The sequence below is a fragment of the Xanthomonas sp. WHRI 6108 genome, assembly GCF_040202385.2.
GTDB lineage: Bacteria > Pseudomonadota > Gammaproteobacteria > Xanthomonadales > Xanthomonadaceae > Xanthomonas > Xanthomonas arboricola.
On sequence record NZ_CP168198.1, the window covers coordinates 4,484,623 to 4,499,029 of the forward strand.

The window sequence follows — 14,407 nt, forward strand, 5'->3', positions numbered from 1 at the left end:
GGCCGACGTCCGGCAATCAGCTGCCTTTGATAAAGGCAATCGCCGGATCACTCGAGTTGTAGCGGACGTAGTGATCGCCGTTGCGATAGGTGTTGACCTGATAGCTATCGCCTGTCTTGTCGTAGAAATAGTAGTCGTAGTGCTCGGTGTTGCTGAAATACAGGATGTAGGCCCAGGTTCCGCCGTAGGCTCCGAGACTGTAGCGAGGAATCGCAGCAATCGATTTGACCTCTGCGGTGGTATCGGTCCAGTTGTTTCCGGTCAGCGGCCAAGCAACCGCAATGCCGAAATCTTTCTTCGCTTCTTCACCTGCAGCATCGGCTGGCACCGGCTCCTGGTTGCTGCCGCGAAACCCGACCTGATAGGGAATGCCCTTGTCACTGACGGCGTCGGTCCATTCGATGCCGGATTCATCCTGCAGATGTGGCGATGCAATGCTCATTCTTTTTCTCCTGGTGGCAAACCAACACACTGTGTTCCGGCTGGAACACAGCTACGACCTGGAAACGACGACGCTGGCGCTGCCAACGCGTCCGGATTCCGGGTCAACGCCGGGCCGGCACGCCACGCACGGCGCGCTGCCTGGTGGCTGCGGGCAAAACGATTGAATCCCGCGAGCGGGCTGCCGACGCGACTGCACGCACGGAAGCTCCACGCGTGCGCATAGATCCGCTAGCCGCCCTATGTCCAGCGGCTGGCGACCCAGTCACGCGTCTGTTTCCAGGCATCTGTCTGCAGGTAAGCCTGGGTCTGGCTGGCCAGATCGGCGACATGCTTCCAGTCATCCAGTGCGTAGGGATGTTGCAGCTCGACATTGGCGCGCCTGAAGTTGCCGGCCAGCACCTGCTCGGCTTGGATGCTTGCAAGCTCGGCCGTCGCGTCCATGGTCAGATTCAGCAACGGCATGGCCGGGACCGGGCCGCTGGCCCAGGGATGCAGCCAGGACGTTGCGCCCCAGCCCAGCGGATTACCGATCGCGGCGGCCGGAATTCCTTGCGGGCTGCTGCCGGTTCCAAGCGACAGCAGCTGGATATCGCCGATGTTGGTCACCTGGCCGCTGGCGATGGCCTCGGCCACTGCGGTCATGGCCGGATTGTTGGCGAACACGCCGCCGTCGGCGAAGAAACCGTAATCCTCGTTCGTGTTGGCGATCCGATAAGGCGGGAAGTAGGTTGGCGCGGCAGACGTCGCCAATGCGGCATCGACCATGCTGATCTGCCTGTACGCATTGTTGGCGCCGTTGGAGAACGTGGCAGGCATCCAGTTTGCACTGCTCGCATCCCACAGGCGTGCGGCGTTGACGACGACGAGGCGCTGCACTTGTGCAAGTTGCGTTGTACCCAAGAGACCGCTTGCGATCTGGATCAAGCCATCATTCTTGTACTGACTGCTGAAGAAGCCCGGCCCGCTGCCCAGTGCCGCATCCACCCCTTGCCGTTGCACCTGCGCCTGTTGATCGAGCAACCACCCATTGGGTTCGAAAATGCTGGCGCCCTTGGTCATGTACATCTCGATGATCGTGCCGATCGGGACGTTTTTCACCAATGCCAGCGCAAGCAGGCCGCCAGTGGAAGTGCCGGCAAAGCAATTGGCGTGGCTGAGGATACTGCTGTGTTGATCCAGGTCCTGGATGAGGATCGCGGTGATCAGGCCGCGAATTCCGCCGCCATCGCAACTGATGATATTGAACGACATTGAAGTCTCCTGCAGAGCGGGCACTGGCTTGAAACGTGTGCGGCAAAGGCGCCAAGAACAAGCTGTCCGACTGCCCGTCCAGCGCGCGATACCGTTGGCTGTCGGGATCAATCGCAGGTGTGCGGAAGTGATTGCGACGGCTGTTGCGTCTACCGTTGCACCACCTTAGAAGCGGCTCCGCCCACCACCCGACAAATCGTCTCGCGACATCGAGCATGTGATCTGCGGCCGCTTTTGCTGCGGGTCGTCGGGCCGTGGTGCCCTCGGTATTCGCTTGGCGACCGGCATCGCGCTGCAGGACCTGTCCGTTCGACGCAGCGAATCAGTGCGACCCCACGCAACCCCGTGCCGGCCGTTGCCAGCCCAGATCTCGATGCGATGCCATTGGCTCCGCATCAGCCACCACACCGACGCGTAGGCCGGGCCAGGCGCTTCCAGTGTCGCGGTGCAGCGAGGAAAGGACCGGACGATCGATCTGGACTGCGGTCGATCGCACCAATGCGTGACGCAGCACCGGGTTCACGACAGGCAATGATGGGTTGGCGCCGCTTTTCTCGGTTGACCAGATGACAGGCCCCGGGGAGTGGGCCGCAGGCAGCACCCGCATGAGCAACACCAACTATTACGGCGCCATCGTCCCGCAGGCATCGGCATCGGTGCAGGCGCATGCGCCACTGATGAGCGGTCTGCTGGCCTACATCGAGCAGCACATCGGCGAGGCCGAGCTCGGTACCGAGTCCCTGCAGCAGGCGTTCGGGCTGTCGCGTGCGTCGTTGTACCGGCTGTTCCAGTCGCGCGGGGGCGTGGCCAGCTATATCCGCGAGCAGCGCCTGTACGCCGCGTACCTTTACCTGCAAGCCTACCCGGAGTGCAGCCTGACCTGGCTGCTATATGAGATGGGCTTTGCGTCGGAGCGGCAGTTCCAACGCTGTTTCCAGCAGCGTTTCGGCATGCCGCCGATGCACTGGCGCCGCCAGTGCCGCGCCGCGCCGCCGACGCATGCGCCACGCCGCGGACACTACATTCCGGTGGGGCGCTTCCTGCGCGAGCTCAACCAGCACGTACGCCGGGACGACGCGCCGGTGCGTGCCGGCCTGCCACCGGTGCGCCCCGCTCCCTTGCATACCGACGCGTTACGGCGTCTTGCACAGCCGGCACCAATGGAAAACTGACCTCCAATTCGCAATCCGCGTAGGAGCGCGCCTGAGCGCGATGAGGCTTTACCGATAACGCCCCGTCGCGCTCAGGCGCGCTCCTACGAGAGATTGTGCGACTTGGAACGTAGGACGCTTTGCATCTGCTCTGGCGCAGCAAAACATCCGGCGATCAGCGGATCACCAGCACCGGGATCGAACTGTGCGTCAGCACCTCCACCGTCTGGCTGCCGAGCAGCATGCGGCGCATGCCACGGCGGCCGTGCGAGGTCATGATGATCAGATCGCTGTTGCACTCCTTGGCGGTCTGCACGATACCTTCGGCGGCGAAGCGGTCCAGCACGTGGCGCGACGTGGCCTTGATATTGGCCGCAGCCGCCAGCTCCAGCGCCGGGCGCAGGATCTTCTCTGCGGCAGCTTCGCGTTCCTTGCGGTACTCCGGACTTGCCTCGTAGCCCACGCTCCAGCCCATCGCGTCGTACATGCCCATCGCCCACGGCTCGGACACGGTGACGATATCCACCTTGGCACCGGTGGCCTTGGCCAATTCCAGGCCTTGGAACAAACCGCGATGCGACAACTCGGATGCATCGATGGCGATCAGGATACGTTTGTACATGGTGACCTCCTTGGATGACCGGCCTGGCTGCCGGCGCACTCAGCCTGACAGTGCGCTGCGGTACACGCATTGATGCGCATCAATGCGGCCACGCGGCGTGCTGCAACACTCAGTCGGTTGGCGCGGCATCGGCAGCGTCGCGGCTTGCGCGTACGCGCGCCGGATTGCCCAGCGCGATCGCGCCGGCCGGCACGTCGCGGGTGACCACCGCACCGGCGCCGATCACCGCGCCGTCGCCGATGCACACGCCCGGCAGGATGATCGCACCGCCACCGATCCACACGTTGCGCCCGATGCGGATCGGCCGCCCGAACTCCAGCCCGCTGGCGCGGCCTGCCGCGTCGCGCGGATGGTCGGCGGCATAGAACTGCACCGCAGGGCCCACCTGCGTGCCCTCGCCGATGCTGACCTCGCAGACATCCAGGATCACGCAATTGAAGTTGAGGAACACGCCCGCGCCCAGACGAATGTTGTAGCCGTAGTCGCAGTGGAACGGCGGGCGGATCACCGCGCCTTCGCCCACCTCGGCCAACCGCTCGACCAGCAGCGCGTGCCGTTGGGCGGGCGGCTGCGCGGCACAGGCGTTGTAGCGCGCCATCCAGTCGGCGGCTGCAGCCTGGTCGGCCTGCAATTCGTCATCGGCAGCGTTATAGAGCTCGCCTGCCAGCATCTTGTGTTTTTCGGTGCGCATCGGGCCGTGGATCTCTGGACGTTCGATTCGAACGCAAGGGTGTCACGGATGCCGCGGGGAATGCATCGGGCGATGCACCAATACTGGCCAGCGGCGTGTTGGCGACGAACACGCCGCCCCGGCCGGATTCGGGCGCGTAATCCCTGCCGCGCATTGCCCGGCGATGCGACGCGGTTGCCGGCCTACACCACCGTCAGATTGGCGTATGCCATCACCAGCCACTTGGCGCCGACGTCGTCGAACTGCACCTGCACCCGCGCGTGCGCACCGGCGCCCTCGTAGTCCACGACCACGCCGCTGCCGAACTTGGGGTGTTGGACATTGGCGCCGAGCTTGATCGGCGCAGCTTCGACCACGCCATGCACCGGTCCGCCGCGGGCCGCGCCCAGCGAGGCGGTGCGTGAGACCTGCACTTTCGGGCGCACCTCGTGCAGCAGCTCGCGCGGGATCTCGCGCAGGAAACGCGAGGGCACGTTGTAGTTGTCCTGGCCGTGGATGCGCCGCGATTCGGCGTAGCACAGCACCAGCTTCTGGCGCGCGCGGGTGATGCCCACATAGGCCAGGCGGCGCTCTTCTTCCAGCCGGCCGCTTTCTTCCAGCGAACGCGCGCTCGGGAACAGGCCGTCTTCCAGGCCGACCAGGAACACGATGGGGAATTCCAGGCCCTTGGCCGAATGCAGCGTCATCAACTGCACGCCTTCTTCGCCGGCCTGGGCCTGGCCTTCGCCGGCTTCCAGCGAGGCGTAGGCCAGGAAGGCCACCAGCTCGGTCATGCCCTGGCTGTCTTCATCGTCGGGGCGGGTGAAGCGCGAAGCCACCGACACCAGTTCGTCCAGGTTCTCGGTACGCGATTCCGAATCCAGCCCGCTGCGGCTTTCCTTGGCCCAATGCTCGCGCAGGCCCGAGCGCATCAGCACATGGTCGATGCGTTCGGCCAGTTCCATGTCGCCGGTTTCGGCATGCAGCTGGCCGACCAGGCTCAGGAACGTGGCCAGCGCATTGCGGGCGCGGGCGGCCAGGGTGTTTTCCTGCGTGGACAGCATTGCCGCTTCCCACAGCGACAAGGCGTTGGCGCGTGCCAGGCGGCGCACTTCATCCAGCGTGCGATCGCCGATGCCGCGCGTGGGCGTGTTGACCGCGCGCTCGAACGCGGCATCGTCGCTGCGGTTGGTGAGCAGGCGCAGGTACGCCAATGCATCCTTGATTTCGGCACGCTCGAAGAAGCGCATGCCGCCATACACACGGTACGGCAGCTGCTCGGAAATCAGCGCTTCTTCCAGCGCGCGCGACTGCGCGTTGCTGCGATACAGCACCGCCACTTCGCCATAACTGCCGCCGTCGCGCACCCACTGCCGCGCGCGCTCGACCACATAGCGCGCCTCGTCGACCTCGTTGTAGGCCGCATACAGGTCGATCGGATCGCCGTCGCCGGAATCGGTCCACAGCTGCTTGCCAATCCGGTCCGGGTTATGCGCGATGACCGCATTGGCCGCGCCCAGGATATTGGCGCTGGAGCGGTAGTTCTGCTCCAGCCGCACGGTCTGCGCGCCGGGGAAATCCTTCAGGAAGCGCTGGACGTTCTCGACCTTGGCGCCGCGCCAGCCGTAGATGGCCTGGTCGTCGTCGCCGACCACGAACACGTGGCCGGTTTCACCGGCCAGCACGCGCACGAAGGCGTACTGGATGGCGTTGGTGTCCTGGAATTCGTCGACCAGGATCTCGCGGAAGCGCGCACGGTAATGCGCCAGCAAGGCCGGGGTGTCGCGCAGCAGTTCGTGCGCGCGCAACAGCAACTCGGCGAAGTCCAGCAGGCCGGAGCGGTCGCAACGTTCCTGGTAGGCGGCGTAGACCTGCCGGCGTACCTCGGTCCAGTCATCGTTGGGCTCGGGCTGGATATGCTGCGGACGGCGGCCTTCGTCCTTCTGCTCGTTGATCCACCAGCTCATCTGCTTAGGCGGATACTTGCCCTCGTCCAGCTCCAGCGCCTGCACCACGCGCTTGACCAGCCGCAGCTGGTCGTCGCTGTCCATGACCTGGAAGCCTTCCGGCAGCCGCGCATCCTGCCAGTGCAGGCGCAACAACCGATGCGCCAGCCCATGGAAGGTGCCAATCCACATCCCGCGGCTGCCGTTGCGCAGCTGCAGGTCGGTACGGTGGCGCATTTCGCCGGCGGCCTTGTTGGTGAAGGTCACCGCGAAGATGCCGTGGTTGGGCACGCCCTGGACTTCGTTGAGCCAGGCGATGCGATGGATCAGCACGCGCGTCTTGCCGGAGCCGGCGCCGGCCAGCACGAGGTAGTGCCCCGGCGGTGCGGAAACGGCCTCGCGCTGGGCGGGGTTTAAATGATCGAGCAAATGAGAGACATCCACCGCCGTATTTTACCGGTTGTGGCGTCGCTGCGGCTGAGATTGCGATGAAGCGGTTGGGAATGCGGGGTTTCGCACGCACCCTCATCCGCCCCTGCGGGGCACCTTCTCCCGGTGGGAGAAGGGAGTAAGCCCCTCTCCCATCGGCAGAGGGATTGGGGTGAGGGTACGGGGCGAAACCGTCGGTGCATCACTTCCGAAGGCGCGTGGCGACGCGTTTGTCATTGCAGGCACTGGTAGATGTCTGAGGCGCCCTCATCCGGCACTACGCGCCAGCGTCTCCCGGCGGGAGAAGGGACCAACGCCCCTCTCCCGTCAGATCTCGCGGCTGGCCGATCAATCGCCGCCTGGCAGCCCCAACACATCCCGCGCAATCGCCGCTGCCTGCTCACGCAGCTCCGGCACTGCCAGGCTCTCCCACAACGACCCGATCCGCAGGCTGCCGATCACTCGCATCCTGGGATCGGCGCGACCATCGGCATCGATCAAGCTGCCATCGGCAGCGGTATCCACCCCGATCCCGTGCGGCCCGGCCACCGCAATGCCCTGCCCCAGCAGTTGCTGCAGCAGCGGGTTGCGCATCGCCTGCACGCGCATTTCCACACCGGTGGCGTTGACCAGCGTATGCACATCCAGCTGCAAGGCATGCCCGGCACTGGCGCCGGCACTGAGCCGCACGCAGGCGCCGGCCTGGAACGCCACCTCCAGCCGCGCGCGGTGCAGCTGCAGTTGTCCGCGCGCGCGCATCGCCTGCAGTTGCGCATGCACCGGCGCGGCGATGCGGTGACGATGCACATCCCAATAGCGCACCACGTGGCGCAGGAAGCGGCGTTGGTCGGCAGCCGACAGCGTTTGCCACAGAGCCTGACTCAGCGGGCGCACACGCTCCATCACGCTCTGCCAGGGCAGGCCTTGCGCCATCGCCACCCGCGCATGCTGCCGCAAGCTGCGCATGCGCGCACGCAGCGACAGCGCCAGCAACGGCTGCGGATCGAAGTCCGCCGCAACGCAGTGCGCCTGCGGCAACGGCAGCAGCCCATGCCGCGACACCACGTGCACCGCCCCGCGATGCGCCTGCGCGGCCAGCGTCACCACCGTGTCGGCCATGCTCAGTCCCGAGCCGATGATGCACACCGCCGCGTCCTGCGGCAACGCGGCGACCGCCTCGGTATCCCAGGCTTCCACCCGCTGGGTTGCCGACAGGCCGGTGGCCCCGCGCAGCGGCAACGGCCGCAACGCATTGCCTACCGCCAACACCACGCTGCTGGCGTGCAGGGTCTGCCCATCGTCGAGCTGCAACCGCGCGCCGTCGGCATCGGCTTGCAGCGTCTGCACGCGGGCGCTGTGCACGGTGAGCGTCGCCGGGCTCTGCACGCGCGCGGCCTGCAGGCGTTCGCGCAGGTAGGGCGCGTAGTGTCGGCGCCCGACGAAAGCCTGCGGCAGCCGTGCGTCTTCCAGCTCCGGGCAGCAGGCGTGCGCACGCAGGTAATCGACGAAATCCTGCGGCGCCTCCATCAGCGCACTCATCCGCGCGGCGGGCACATTGAGCAGATGTTCGGGACGCGCGGTGGAGTAGGCCACGCCCTCGCCCAGCACCGGGTGCGGCTCGATCAGCACGATCTGCACCGGTGCCACGGCCTGACGCAACAGCTGCAGCGCCACCAGCACCCCGGATGCGCCACCGCCAACGATGGCGATCACTGCATCGCCGGGATCACGCAATTCATTCATCCGGCAATTGTAGGCGATGCGTCGCGTCGCACCGATGACAGCGGCCATGCCCGCCGCGATGGCGGGATAGCCCCGCGCGCACATGCCAGCGCGACGCACCCCGTCCAACAAAGCGGTCGCCGGACGCGTCCATTCGAGCGCGGGCGCGTTCGCATGCGGCGCGATCTTGCCGCCCCAGACGCGCCTCCTCCCACTTCACCTGCCACCGCAGGCATCGCGCTGCGCCACAACCGGCACTGCGCGCGCATGGCCCCCGCCCGCACTACATCAACGCATCGGCCAGCCGCGCAATGCCCTCGCGACTGCGGCGCCAGGCCGGGCGCGTGCGCCACTGCTCCAGCTCCAGCTGGCGTGCGTTGGCCAGGTAATCCTGCTCGATCGCACGCAGGCGCTGCACCACGCCCTGGTCGTAGCAGAGCATGCCGATCTCGGCATTGAGCGCGAACGAGCGGATGTCCAGGTTGATCGAGCCGACCAGTGCGATGTCCTCGTCCATGCTCAGGTGCTTGGCATGCAGGAAGTGCGGGCGATACAGCGCGATCTTGACCCCGCAGCGCAGCAGCTCCTCGAAATACGCCTCCTGCGCCCAGGCCGCCAGGATCTGGTTGTTGCTCTCCGACAGGATCAGCTGCACATCCACGCCCGACACCGCGGCAATGCGCAAGGCACTGAGCAAGGCCTCGTCGGGGACGAAATACGGTGTCACCAGCACCACCTTGCGCCGCGCCAGATGGATCACCGCGTTGATCGCATCGCGCGCATTCTCGAACGGATACGCCGGCCCGCTGGGGAGCAGCTGCGTGGCGATGTTGGCCTCGCACACCGGTGCGTCCGGCCATACGTCCAGGCGCTGCCCGGTTTCGGTGAACCAGTCGCTGGCGAACACCGCTTCCAGATGATTGACCACCGGCCCGCGCACGCGCGCCACCAGCTCGCGATTGGGCACCCCATCGATGAACCCGGCCTCGGCCAGGTTCTGCGAACCGACAAAGCCCACCTGGTTGTCGATCACCGCAATCTTGCGGTGGTTGCGCAGATCCATGCGCCCGCTGCGGCGCCAGCGCAGGCCGCCGGGCAACACCGCCAGCACGTCCACTCCACCGGCCTGCAGCTGCTTGCGGTAATGGCGCAGACCGCGCTTGGCGCCCACCGCATCCAGCAGCACGCGGCAGCGCACGCCGCGCGCACCGGCACGCAGCAGCGCGGCGACCACCGCGTCGCCCACCGCATCGTCGAACATCAGGTAATACAGCAGATGCACGCGCTTTTCCGCCATGTCGATCGCGGTGATCAAGGCCTGCAGCGACTGCGTGTAGTCGTCCAACAAGTCCACCGCATTGCCCAGCGTGGGCATGAAGTCGCCCTGGCGTTCGATCAGCGGCACCACCTCGGCGCTGCTGGTGTCCGCCTGCGGGGTCCAGCGCAAGGCATGCAGCGGCAGTTGCTGTTCGCGGATCACCTGCGAGGCAGTGGCCTGGCGTTCCACCCGCACCCGCGATAGCCACGGATGCCCGAACAGCAGATACAGCGGCAGGCCGACCACCGGCACGAAGCCGATCAGCAGCAACCAGCTGCGTGCCGCACCCGGCGTGGTGCGGGCCGGAATCCACAACAGCGCGGCCAGGCGAATCGCCCAGTCCAGTGCCAACAGCCAGGTCCCTTGCAACCAGTCAGGCAGCATCAGCGATCCGTTCTCAAGAAGGCTCCGATTCTGACCGCCCGGTGCGTGAACGCAACGGGGCGGGCGCGTCGATCGGCGCGCAATAGCGAAACGGCCCGCCCTGCGCATCGGCCGGCTGCACGCGCTCGGCACAGACCTGCCGCAGCGTTTGCACGAATGCGGACTGCGCGCGGGTGGGATGCCAGTCGCTGCGCAGCGTCATGCCGATCTGGCGGCGCAGCTGCGGCCCGGCGCGGCCGACCTCGCACAGCAAGCCGGCGCGGCGCTCGAACAGGAACTGGTCGCGCGACATCAGCGTGAGCCAGTCGCCTTCCAGCAGCAGCCCGCGGATGGTCAGCTCCGCGCCGCATTCGATGCGCAGCGCCGGCGGCTCGACGCCCTGATCGCGAAACATGCACTCCCAGCGTGCGCGCACCGGCGTGCCGGTGGTGGCGATCACCCAGGGGTACTCCAGCAACTGCGCGAACGCGTAGGCGCGCCCGGCCAGCGGGTGCCCACTGCGCGCCACGATCACCGGCTCGTCGTCGAACAACGGCTCCTGCAGCACATCGCGCACCGGCAACGGCTCGCGCAGCGCACCGATCAGCAGGTCCAGCCCGCCCTCGCGCAGATGCGCCAGCAATTCGTCATACGGGCCTTCGACCACGTTGACGCTGGCACCGGGATGCGCGCGCACAAACCGCGCCAGTACCTGCGGCAGCAGGATCGCCCGCGCCAGCGGCATCACTCCCAGTGCGATCCGGCCGGCGTGCTGCGAGCGCAACGCGCTCACTTCGTCCAGGCCAGCGCGCAATTCGGCCAGCGCCAGGCGCACCTGCCGCAGCAGCCGCGTGGCCACCGGCGTGGCCTGCATGGTCTTGCCGCGGCGCACCGTCAGCGGCACCTCGATCACATCGGCCAGCGACTGCACCGCGCGGTAGATGGCCGGTTGCGAGACCCCGGCGCGCGCCGCCGCCAGCGAATAACTCCCGGCCACATCCACCGCGACCAGCGCCTGCAGTTGCCCCAGCGAGACCCGTCGCTCCAGGCCGGGCCGGGCCGGCAACCGCAACGCCCGCCGCGCCACCCGGATGCCGCGACCCAGTTGCTCCAACGCCCGCGCGACGCGCGGCACCAGCAACTGCGTGGCCTCGGTGGCGACCATGCCGCCCGGATGCCGCTCGAACAGGCGCACGCCGAGCTGCTGTTCCAGCCGCGCCACCGCCTGGGTCAATGCCGGTTGCGACAGATTCACCTGCGGCGCGGCCGCGCTGATGCTGCCCAGCCGGTGCACCACCACCAGGGCGTAAAGATGGCGAAGGTTCGGCTCGGGAGTCGGCGGCATGCTCTAACTATAAGCAAAACCAATATGCATACCTCAAATGAATCTTGAGCCAGCAGGCGCTCGCCGCACAGACTCGGTGCACGCCTAACGAGGATGGATGGATGAGCCAGGTCGTCACCCGGATCGCGCGCACCCCGTTGGCCGTCGTCGACGGGCTTGCGCAGGCCGGCGTAGCCACCGTGCACGAGGCGCAGGGGCGCAGCGGCCTGCTGCACCATCGCCTGCGCCCGATCTACGCCGGCTGCCGCATCGCCGGCACCGCCGTCACCGTGTCGATCCCGCCCGGCGACAACTGGATGATGCATGTGGCCATCGAGCAACTGCAGCCCGGCGATGTGCTGGTGGTCGCCCCGACCAGCGCCTGCTGCGATGGCTATTTCGGCGACCTGCTCGCCACCTCGGCGCAGGCGCGCGGCTGCCGCGGGTTGATCATCGATGCCGGGGTACGCGATGTGCGCGACCTCACGGCGATGCAGTTCCCGGCCTGGAGCCGCGCCATCTGCGCGCAGGGCACCATCAAGGAGACGCTGGGCTCGGTCAATGTGCCGCTGGTCTGCGCCGACGCGCTGGTGCAGCCGGGCGATGTGGTGGTAGCCGACGACGATGGCGTGTGCGTGGTACCGCGCGCCAGCGCCGCCGCGGTGCTGGCCGAAGCGCAGGCACGCGAAGCGCGCGAACTGCGCAAACGCGAGCGCCTGGCACGCGGCGAACTGGGCCTGGACATCTATGCCATGCGCGAGCGGCTGGCGGCCAAGGGCCTGCGCTATGTCTGAGCAGGTCCGCGCGATGTGGATGCGCGGCGGTACCTCCAAGGGCGGCTTTTTCCTGGCCGACGAGTTGCCGGGCGAACGCGCCGCACGCGATGCCTTCCTGCTGCGCGCCTACGGCTCGCCGGATGTCCGCCAGATCGACGGCATGGGCGGCGCCGACCCGCTGACCTCCAAGGTCGCGGTGGTATCGCGCTCGGCACGCGCCGATGCTGACGTGGACTATCTGTTCCTGCAGGTGTCGGTGGGACAGGCACAGGTCAGCGACGCGCAGAACTGCGGCAACATGCTGGCCGGCGTTGCCCCCTTCGCGTTGGAGCGGGGCTTGTTGCCGGCACGCGATGGCGAAACCGAGGTGCGCATCTTCATGCGCAACACCGGCACGCTGGCCACCGCCAGCGTGCAGACGCCCGGTGGCCAGGTGCGCTACGACGGCGACGCCCGCATCGACGGCGTGCCCGGCACCGCTGCGCCGATTGCGCTGGCATTTGCCGACATCGCCGGCTCCTCCTGTGGCGCCTTGCTGCCGACCGGCAATAGCGTCGATACCCTGGAGGGCGTGGAGGTCACGCTGATCGACAACGGCATGCCCTGCGTGGTGCTGCGCGCCAGCGATCTGGGCATCAGCGGTTATGAAGACCGCGCCACCCTCGAGGCAAACGACGCACTGAAAACCCGCCTGGAATCGCTTCGTTTGCAGGCGGGCCCGTTGATGCAGCTGGGCGATGTTGCCGACGCCACCGTGCCCAAGATGATGCTGGTCGCCGCCCCGCGCCACGGCGGCGCGATCAGCGTGCGCTCGTTCATTCCGCACCGCTGCCACGCCTCGATCGGCGTGCTCGGCGCCGTCACCGTGGCCACTGCCTGCCTGCTGCCCGGCTCACCCGCGCATGCCCTGGCGCAGCTGCCTGGCGGCACCACCCAGCAGCTGGAGGTCGAGCATCCCAGTGGTGCGAGCAGCTGCGTGATCACAGTCGATTCGCACGGCGAGGTGGTGCGCACCGCCGTGCTGCGCACTGCACGCAAGCTGTTCGATGGGCAGTTGTATGGCTGAGCGGATGGATGCGCCACCACGCTGGATCGATCGCCATCGGCCATGCCCGGCCCACGACCTGCGCCTGCCGCGCGGCGTGGCCGACACCGCGTGCCGCAGCGACGTGCGCGTGAGCATCCATGCGCGCACCACACCCGACGTGGGCACCTGTAGGTTCCGCGCACCGGGCGGGTCAGCCTTTCGCGCGCGTGGCCGTTTGCTCACCGATCCCGCCGCCTCAACAAGACCCTTGCCATGATCATCGACTGCCACGGCCACTACACCACCGCGCCCGCGGCGCACGATGCCTTCCGCAAGGCGCAGATCGCGCAGTACGACGATCCGAGTTTGCCCGCGCCGGTGTATCCGTCCATCTCCGACGACGCATTGCGCGAAAGCATCGAACAGCACCAGTTGCGCCTGTTGCGCGAGCGCGGTGCCGACATGACGATTTTCTCGCCACGCGCCAGCACCATGGCGCACCATATCGGCGACGAAGCAGTCAGCCAGGTGTGGACGCGCCACTGCAACGACCTGATCGCGCGCGTGGTGCAGCTGTATCCGCAGACCTTCATCGGCGTGTGCCAGTTGCCGCAGTCGCCGGGCGTGCCGATCGCCCAGTCGATCGCCGAGCTGCAACGTTGTGTCACCGAACTCGGATTTGTCGGCTGCAATCTCAATCCCGACCCATCCGGTGGCCACTGGAACGGCGTGCCATTAACCGATCGCGCCTGGTATCCGTTCTTCGAAAAGATGGTCGAGCTCGACGTGCCCGCGATGGTGCATGTGTCGGGCAGCTGCAACGCCAACTTCCACGCCACCGGCGCGCATTATCTCAATGCCGATACCACCGCGTTCATGCAGTTTCTCCAAGGCGATCTGTTCGCTGATTTCCCGGACTTGCGCTTCATCATCCCGCACGGCGGCGGCGCGGTGCCGTATCACTGGGGCCGCTTTCGCGGCCTGGCCGACATGCTCGGCAAGCCACCGCTGTCCACGCATGTGATGCGCAATGTGTTCTTCGACACCTGCGTGTATCACCAGCCCGGCATCGATCTGCTGTTCGAGGTCATCGACATCGACAACATCCTGTTCGGCTCGGAGATGGTCGGTGCGGTGCGCGGCATCGACCCGCAGACCGGCCAGTATTTCGACGACACCAAGCGCTACATCGATGCCTTGGCGATTTCCGACGCCGACAAGCGCAAGGTATTCGAAGGCAATGCGCGACGGGTGTATCCACGCCTGGATGCGCAATTGCGTGCGCGCGGGCTGTAACTCTTTCTTATCTGCCCGAGAAGGTGCCCCGCAGGGGCGGATGAGTGGCGCCTCGCAGAGCGGTCACC

General features: G+C 66.9%; 13 protein-coding genes. 5 read left to right on the plus strand and 8 right to left on the minus strand.

From position 1 onward, the window contains the following. Window positions 1-16: 16 nt before the first annotated feature. Window positions 17-442, minus strand: a complete 426-nt coding sequence (locus ABQ039_RS18895) for a hypothetical protein (RefSeq protein ID WP_046345062.1) — start codon at window positions 440-442, stop codon at window positions 17-19. Between ABQ039_RS18895 and ABQ039_RS18900 the strand changes: the two genes are divergently transcribed. Beyond that, complete coding sequence (locus tag ABQ039_RS18900; RefSeq protein WP_349778656.1) at window positions 435-608, plus strand: hypothetical protein; 174 nt, start codon at window positions 435-437, stop codon at window positions 606-608. The genes ABQ039_RS18895 and ABQ039_RS18900 overlap by 8 nt on opposite strands. Before the next feature lie 73 nt (window positions 609-681). Here ABQ039_RS18900 and ABQ039_RS18905 read toward each other — a convergent pair whose 3' ends face one another. Then, window positions 682-1,806 carry a patatin-like phospholipase family protein gene (locus tag ABQ039_RS18905; RefSeq protein ID WP_349778655.1) on the minus strand — a complete coding sequence of 375 codons (1,125 nt, stop codon included), beginning with the start codon at window positions 1,804-1,806 and terminating at the stop codon, window positions 682-684. A gap of 428 nt (window positions 1,807-2,234) precedes the next feature. On the opposite strand from ABQ039_RS18905, the gene tagK reads away from it, so the two are divergent. Next, window positions 2,235-2,867 (plus strand): transcriptional regulator TagK, encoded by a 633-nt coding sequence (gene tagK, locus ABQ039_RS18910; RefSeq protein ID WP_349778654.1) that lies wholly within the window; start codon window positions 2,235-2,237, stop codon window positions 2,865-2,867. Between the two features lie 154 nt (window positions 2,868-3,021). Here the strand turns inward: tagK and ABQ039_RS18915 are convergent, their stop codons facing one another. The 6 genes from ABQ039_RS18915 to ABQ039_RS18940 form a co-directional block, all read right to left on the minus strand. Beyond that, window positions 3,022-3,468, minus strand: a complete 447-nt coding sequence (locus ABQ039_RS18915; RefSeq protein WP_016902734.1) for a universal stress protein — start codon at window positions 3,466-3,468, stop codon at window positions 3,022-3,024. Between the two features lie 109 nt (window positions 3,469-3,577). Next, the gene (locus tag ABQ039_RS18920) at window positions 3,578-4,159 is read right to left on the minus strand and encodes a sugar O-acetyltransferase (protein ID WP_126966205.1); all 582 of its coding nucleotides are present in this window, start codon (window positions 4,157-4,159) and stop codon (window positions 3,578-3,580) included. 182 nt (window positions 4,160-4,341) lie between these two features. Further along, window positions 4,342-6,528: a DNA helicase II gene (uvrD, locus tag ABQ039_RS18925; protein WP_026064377.1), complete on the minus strand. Its 2,187-nt coding sequence runs from the start codon at window positions 6,526-6,528 to the stop codon at window positions 4,342-4,344. A 333-nt stretch (window positions 6,529-6,861) separates the two neighbouring features. Then, complete coding sequence (locus tag ABQ039_RS18930) at window positions 6,862-8,256, minus strand: FAD/NAD(P)-binding protein (RefSeq protein ID WP_349778653.1); 1,395 nt, start codon at window positions 8,254-8,256, stop codon at window positions 6,862-6,864. A gap of 262 nt (window positions 8,257-8,518) precedes the next feature. After that, a complete protein-coding gene (gene cls / locus ABQ039_RS18935; protein ID WP_039814846.1) occupies window positions 8,519-9,937 on the minus strand; it encodes a cardiolipin synthase in 1,419 nt (472 codons plus the stop codon). Between the two features lie 13 nt (window positions 9,938-9,950). After that, on the minus strand, window positions 9,951-11,261 hold the full coding sequence (locus ABQ039_RS18940; protein ID WP_184434943.1) for a LysR substrate-binding domain-containing protein: 1,311 nt from the start codon (window positions 11,259-11,261) through the stop codon (window positions 9,951-9,953). Window positions 11,262-11,362: 101 nt separating this feature from the next. On the opposite strand from ABQ039_RS18940, the gene ABQ039_RS18945 reads away from it, so the two are divergent. The 3 genes from ABQ039_RS18945 (at window position 11,363) to ABQ039_RS18955 (ending at window position 14,339) form a co-directional block, all read left to right on the plus strand. Next, the gene (locus tag ABQ039_RS18945) at window positions 11,363-12,034 is read left to right on the plus strand and encodes a 4-carboxy-4-hydroxy-2-oxoadipate aldolase/oxaloacetate decarboxylase (RefSeq protein WP_047130083.1); all 672 of its coding nucleotides are present in this window, start codon (window positions 11,363-11,365) and stop codon (window positions 12,032-12,034) included. Then, window positions 12,027-13,082, plus strand: a complete 1,056-nt coding sequence (locus ABQ039_RS18950) for a 4-oxalomesaconate tautomerase (protein ID WP_349778652.1) — start codon at window positions 12,027-12,029, stop codon at window positions 13,080-13,082. The genes ABQ039_RS18945 and ABQ039_RS18950 overlap by 8 nt, the downstream gene beginning before the upstream one ends. 234 nt (window positions 13,083-13,316) lie before the next feature. Further along, complete coding sequence (locus ABQ039_RS18955; RefSeq protein ID WP_184458347.1) at window positions 13,317-14,339, plus strand: amidohydrolase family protein; 1,023 nt, start codon at window positions 13,317-13,319, stop codon at window positions 14,337-14,339. The last annotated feature ends 68 nt before the right edge of the window (window positions 14,340-14,407 follow it).

Bases quoted from the DNA above. Each gene is read 5' to 3' on its own strand.
- ABQ039_RS18900 (WP_349778656.1), top strand. From the start codon at position 435: ATGCTCATTCTTTTTCTCCTGGTGGCAAACCAACACACTGTGTTCCGG.
- ABQ039_RS18895 (WP_046345062.1), bottom strand. From the start codon at position 442: ATGAGCATTGCATCGCCACATCTGCAGGATGAATCCGGCATCGAATGG.
- ABQ039_RS18915 (WP_016902734.1), bottom strand. From the start codon at position 3,468: ATGTACAAACGTATCCTGATCGCCATCGATGCATCCGAGTTGTCGCAT.
- ABQ039_RS18920 (WP_126966205.1), bottom strand. From the start codon at position 4,159: ATGCGCACCGAAAAACACAAGATGCTGGCAGGCGAGCTCTATAACGCT.
- ABQ039_RS18930 (WP_349778653.1), bottom strand. From the start codon at position 8,256: ATGAATGAATTGCGTGATCCCGGCGATGCAGTGATCGCCATCGTTGGC.
- cls (WP_039814846.1), bottom strand. From the start codon at position 9,937: ATGCTGCCTGACTGGTTGCAAGGGACCTGGCTGTTGGCACTGGACTGG.
- ABQ039_RS18940 (WP_184434943.1), bottom strand. From the start codon at position 11,261: ATGCCGCCGACTCCCGAGCCGAACCTTCGCCATCTTTACGCCCTGGTG.
- ABQ039_RS18945 (WP_047130083.1), top strand. From the start codon at position 11,363: ATGAGCCAGGTCGTCACCCGGATCGCGCGCACCCCGTTGGCCGTCGTC.
- ABQ039_RS18950 (WP_349778652.1), top strand. From the start codon at position 12,027: ATGTCTGAGCAGGTCCGCGCGATGTGGATGCGCGGCGGTACCTCCAAG.
- ABQ039_RS18955 (WP_184458347.1), top strand. From the start codon at position 13,317: ATGATCATCGACTGCCACGGCCACTACACCACCGCGCCCGCGGCGCAC.